The sequence below is a fragment of the Peptoniphilus indolicus ATCC 29427 genome (genome assembly GCF_000227315.1).
GTDB lineage: Bacteria > Bacillota > Clostridia > Tissierellales > Peptoniphilaceae > Peptoniphilus > Peptoniphilus indolicus.
The window spans coordinates 150,880-156,740 of the sequence record NZ_JH165063.1; the positions used below are offsets into that span (position 1 = coordinate 150,880).

At 33.5% G+C, this 5,861-nt stretch carries 5 protein-coding genes and 2 other annotated features; all 5 genes read left to right on the forward strand.

All coding sequences use genetic code 11. From position 1 onward, the window contains the following. Positions 1–67 precede the first annotated feature (67 nt). Positions 68–298: a binding site (T-box leader), on the forward strand. A gap of 63 nt (positions 299–361) precedes the next feature. Beyond that, positions 362–1,492 (forward strand): YkvI family membrane protein, encoded by a 1,131-nt coding sequence (locus HMPREF9129_RS07380; RefSeq protein ID WP_004822088.1) that lies wholly within the window; start codon positions 362–364, stop codon positions 1,490–1,492. A gap of 124 nt (positions 1,493–1,616) precedes the next feature. Next, positions 1,617–1,845, forward strand: a binding site (T-box leader). A 74-nt stretch (positions 1,846–1,919) separates the two neighbouring features. Next, a complete protein-coding gene (locus tag HMPREF9129_RS07385; protein ID WP_004822090.1) occupies positions 1,920–3,086 on the forward strand; it encodes a hypothetical protein in 1,167 nt (388 codons plus the stop codon). A 15-nt stretch (positions 3,087–3,101) separates the two neighbouring features. After that, a complete protein-coding gene (locus HMPREF9129_RS07390; RefSeq protein ID WP_004822092.1) occupies positions 3,102–4,163 on the forward strand; it encodes a branched-chain amino acid aminotransferase in 1,062 nt (353 codons plus the stop codon). 45 nt (positions 4,164–4,208) lie between these two features. Beyond that, positions 4,209–5,318 carry an iron-containing alcohol dehydrogenase family protein gene (locus HMPREF9129_RS07395; protein WP_004822094.1) on the forward strand — a complete coding sequence of 370 codons (1,110 nt, stop codon included), beginning with the start codon at positions 4,209–4,211 and terminating at the stop codon, positions 5,316–5,318. A gap of 274 nt (positions 5,319–5,592) precedes the next feature. Then, the coding region (locus HMPREF9129_RS12060) for a hypothetical protein (RefSeq protein WP_004822095.1) at positions 5,593–5,861 on the forward strand (269 nt) is incomplete at its 3' end.

A 5,861-nucleotide genomic window follows, 5' to 3' on the forward strand; every position in this document is an offset into this window, starting at 1 on the left:
AACAAAAAAATTTTTATTTTTTGAAAATTTTACTTGCAAAAAATTTTTTTAGGGAGTAACATATCATTACTAAGTTTTGAAGTGGAAAAGTAAATGATTAAATTTCTATCAGAGAGATACTGGTTGGTGCGAAGTATCAGAAAAGAATTATTGAAAATCACCACTGAGCTGTAATGCTGAATTGAGTAAGTATTATCGGGAGCTCCCGTTACAGAGCTATTCATTATTGGATCAGAGTGCATCATAAAGATGAAGAAGAGTGGTACCGCGGAGGATTATATAGTCTTTCGTCTCTTTTGTTAAAGGCAATAGAGGCGAAGGGCTTTTTTTATTGCCTGTATAAAATATTGGAGGTAATAAGATGTTGAAAAGATTGTTTGGAAAAGATGGTGGGATGTATGGTGTTGTTTCAATAGCACTTGTACTTTTTTCAGCTCATGCAGGTGGAGGATTTGCAACCGGAAATCAAGCTAATACTTATTTTGTAGGACTTGGTTGGACAGGAATTGTGAGTGCTGTAGTGGCAATGCTGTTATTAACGGCAATGTTAAAAGAGGCAATGACAATGTATAACAGTAGAGGTTTGAAGTCGTATAAAGAACTTTTTGAAACGTTGTATCATCCATTTGATAAATTGGAGATAGCTTTTGAAGTATTTTATTACATCATGGTAGTTATGGTAGTTGCAACTACCATATCAGGAGCTGCAAGCGCCATTAAAGAATATTTTGGGTTTAGCTATGCGTCGGGAGTGGTTGCAGTAAGCGCATTGACTCTTGTGTTGGTGATATTTGGAGCGAGCGTAGTAAGAGTGGTTGAAAGTTATATGGGGTTGGTCATTTTAGTGACATCACTTGTTATATATGCAGTGGGAAGTTTTAAGGGGGATGGAATTTTAAATGTATTGAGACTTGACTTTGCAAATAGCGGTTTTGATAATTTACCTAAAGCTTTTATGAATGGGTTTATATACGCAGGATTCCAATGTGTTCAAATTCCAGCTATGGTAGCTTGTGGAGGAGTTCTAAAAAATAAAAATGAAGTTTCAAATTCAATGAAGTTATCGGCAGTTATAAATGCTTTAGCATTGGGATTATCAGTTGCAATGTTATTATCTTGGAAATCATATTACACAGTGGTTGATGGTGGAACTACACTTCCGACACTTACAGCTACAAAGGCGATGGGATATGAATGGATGACGGTATTTTACGCTATATCATTAATACTTTGTTTAGTATCTTCTGCAGTTTCTATAACCTTTGGATTTGTTGCAAGATTTGAAAGCGCATCTGTTTTAAAACGTGTAAGCGATGTAAAGGTTCGTAGATTTTTGGTAGCAGTATTTATATTGGCGGTTTCAATGCTTATATCAATGGCTGGTTTAACTAATATAATCAAATACGGATATGGTTACTGTGGATATGTGGCAATAGTATTAATAGTGGTTCCACTACTAACTGTTGGAGCATATAAGAATAAAAATATTTAAGCGAGCGAGAATATAAAAATTTTGCAAATGCTGAACCTGTAAATGAAATTTGAAAACTGAATAAATTTGATAAAAAAATTGCTGAAAGTACTTGAAAAATAATTTTGTCTCTGCTATAGTTCTATAAAACGTAACGAAATGAAGCAGTAGATGGAATCAAACTACTTAGAGAGGTACTGGTTGGTGCAAAGTACATGGGGAGATCTGTTGAACTAGTCATTAAATGGCTGTCTTGAAATTAAGTAGAGATAGACGGGAGCTCCCGTTACAGAGCTATTCATTATTGGATCAAAGTGCATCATAAAGATGAAGAAGAGTGGTACCGCGGAAGCTTTCAGCCTTTCGTCTCTTTTGTTATAGGCAATGGAGACGGGAGGCTTTCTTATTGCCAAAATAGCTGAAAAGTAAAATTTTGGAGGAAAAGAAAATGGAAAAAAGTATGAAAGCAAGTAGCAAGTCAATTTTTACAGCAATTTCAGTTGGGATGGTTTTATTCTCAGCACACGCAGGTGGCGGTTTCGCCACAGGAAATCAAGCAAATACATTTTTTATAAGTTTGGGTTGGCCGGGAATTATAAGCGCAATATTGGCAATATTTTTGTTGACGGCAACAATGAGAGAAGCGATGATAATGTTTAATCAAAGAGGGATTAGCTCATATAAAGAACTTTTCAAAACATTGCTTCATCCGTTTGATAAATTGTCAGTATTTTTTGAAATATTTTTCTACATCATGGTAGTAATGGCAATCGCAGCAGCAATATCAGGAGCAGCAAGTGCTCTTCAAGAGTACTTTGCCATAAATTATCAGTTTTATGTTGTAGTAGTTGGGATGTTGGTTTTGTCATTGACAATATTTGGTGCAAATTTAGTTAGAAAAGCAAGCACATTTATGGGAATGGCAATTTTGATAACAGCAGTAAGTATATACACTCTTGGAAGTTTTCAAGGAGAAAATTTTGTAACTGTACTTACAAAAGACTTTGGAAGTTGTGGATTTAAAAACTTACCAAAAGCAATTTTAAATTCATTCGTATATGCAGGATTTCAATGTGTAACCCTTCCAACAATGATAGTATGCGGAAAAGTTTTAGAAGATAGAAGTCAAGTTGGCAAAGCTATGAAATTTTCATTTGCAGTTAACTCAATAGCATTAGTATTGTCAATTGTGATGTTAAATTCATGGAAGAGTTTTTATACAACTGTTGAGGGAGGAACAACACTACCTACTTTGATGGTAACAAATGCAATAGGTTGGAAATGGTTGTTTGCAATTTATGGAGTGTGTTTGGTGCTTTGCTTAATCTCAACAGGAGTAACAACTACTTTTGGATTTGTATCAAGATTTGAAAATTCAAAATTACTTAATAAGATAGCAAGTCAAACTAAGAAAAGAGTTATAGTTGCAGCATTTATAATCACTGTTTCAATGGCGATTTCAATGGTTGGACTTACAAATATAATTAAATATGGATATGGCTACTGTGGATATTTGGCGATAGCTGTAGTAGTAATTCCATTTTTAACAGTTGGAGTATATAAAAATAGAACTTATGGGAAAGTACCATCATCAGTATTAGGTACAGTTGAGTAAATTTAGGAGGATAAGATGAATATAAGATTTGAACAAGCAGAAACTTTAAAGGAAAAACCACAAGGAGCTCTAGGATTTGGTAAAAAATTTACAGACTATATGTTTGTAATGGATTGGAAAGAAGGCAAGGGTTGGCATGACGAAAGAATTGTACCTTATGCACCAATGATTATTGATCCGGCTGCAATGGTACTACATTATGCACAAGAGACTTTTGAAGGACTTAAAGCATATCGCGGGAAAAATGGAGAGGTATATCTTTTTAGACCTGATATGAATGCAAAGAGATTTGAAAAATCTAATGAGCGTATGTGTATGCCAAGTGTACCTGAAGAAATGTTTGTAGAGGCTATAAAGGAATTAGTTAAAGTTGAAGAAGCTTGGATTCCAACAGGTGAGGGAGAATCTTTATACATCAGACCTTTTATGTATGCAAATGAAGTTGCATTAGGTGTAGACCAAGCAGATAATTATAGATTTATAATTGTGCTTTCACCAGTAGGAGCATATTATCCTGAAGGAGTTAATCCTATAAAAATATATGTAGAAGACGAACTTACAAGAGCAACGGTTGGTGGAACAGGATTTGTAAAATGCGGTGGAAACTACGCAGGAAGTTTAGCAGGTCAAATGAAAGCTAAAAAACTTGGATATACTCAAGTACTTTGGTTAGATGGAGTTCATCGTAAGTATGTTGAAGAAGTGGGTTCAATGAACGTAATGTTCTTGATAGACGACGTTGTTGTAACAGCTCCAATCGAAGGAACTGTACTTGCCGGAGTTACAAGAGACTCAATCTTACAACTTGTAAAAGATTGGGGATATAAAGTTGAAGAACGTCATTTAGAAATATATGAACTTATGAAAGCTGGAAAAGAAGGAAGACTTCAAGAAGCTTGGGGTACAGGTACAGCAGCTGTAATATCTCCTATAGGCGAACTTTTCTATAAAGGAGAAAAAGTAGAAGTAAATGAATTTAAGACAGGCGAACTAACTCAAAAATTGTACGATACTTTGACAGGAATTCAATGGGGAGATGTTGAAGATGAACACAATTGGAGAGTAGTGGTTAAATAAAATTATAAATAGATTTTAAGTAAAAATACGGGAGAATAAATATAGATGAAAACAGTAAAAATGAGTAACTATAGCGTTTCAAAAGAAGGATATCCACATTTAGAAAAAGTTTGTAGAGATTACAACTACAATAAAGTAGTTTTAGTTGGTGGAAAGAGGGCGCTTCAAGCAGCAGCACCTAAGATAAGAGAAGCTCTTAAAGATTCAGATATAGAAATTACCGGAGAATTTGTATACGGTGAAGAATGTACAATGAGCAATGTTGAAAGATTAAAAAATAGAGAAGAAATTCAAAATGCAGACGTAATATTTACAATTGGCGGTGGAAAATCTACTGACACTGGCAAAATATTGGCGGCACAATTAAATAAAAATGCTTTCTCATTCCCTACAATCTGTTCAAATTGCTCAGCAGTGACAGCAATTTCAGTTGTATATAATGACGATAGAACTTTCTCACACTATGAATTAATTCCGGCACCAGTGCATATGTTTGTTGAAACAAGTATAATTGCCAATGCACCTGAGGAATACCTATGGGCAGGGATAGGAGATGGACTTAGCAAGCAACCTGAAGTTGCATACGCAACAAAGTATGCAGAATTAGATCACATAGCAAGAATGGGATTAACACTTAGCAAGAGTTGTGAAGCACCTTTCTTAAAATATGGAAAGCAAGCTATAGAAGATTGCAGAAACAATAAATCTACTCAAGCAATTGAAGAAGTAGCAATGGATATACTTGTTGCAACGGGATATGTTTCAAATTTAACTAATCAACCAGAGTACTATTACAATTCTTCTCTTGCACATATTTTCTACAATGCATCAACTGCTGTTCCAAGAGACAAAGAATATCTACACGGAGAACTTGTTTCATTTGGTGTGCTTGTGCTACATGCATATGCAGAACAATTTGATGAATTGGATAAAATTGCGAAATTCAATAAATCTATAGGATTACCTATCACACTTGAAGATGTTGGTTTAACTTATGATGATTTAGAAAAATTAGCAGAAGTAGCACCTAACACAACTGAGTGGAAGAGGGCAGTAACAAATCCTTTAACAAAGGAAAGATTTATAGAAGCAATGAAAACTGCCGATGAGTACGGAAAAAAATTAAAAGCAGAAAGACAAGAAGAAATTGCATAAACAATACCGAGTGTGGCTTAGCCACACTTTTTTATTTACTTAGTTTAGGTATTTGAGAAATAGAAAAAAATTAAATTTTTTGATAGAAACATTTCTCAATACTGCATAGAGAATATAAAGAGTTAGTAAAATTAATAATAAATAAAAATAGGGGTATAATTAAAATTACTATAATACTAAAAATAGAGGATTTAGGATTCAAAGATAAAAAGTATAATACACTTTTTATTGTAGTTTTGGATGAAAAGTTTATTAAAAGGGGAGAATAGAACAAATGAAAAATAAAATAGTTATGATTTTGTATTTTATAATAATGGTGGGATGCATTCCTATTTTCTTTTCAGGGTTATCTAATTTATATAGATTCATAACAACGTTAAATTATTATATACTCAGTCCATTCTCTTTTCCTTTACTAGTTTCATTACCATTGGTTTATAAGAGCAGAAAGCTATTTTTAGGATATATTTTATTATTTCCATTAGCTTGGAATATCTTTTTTATTTTTACTTTTTTGATGATCATAGTTACATTAGTATTATA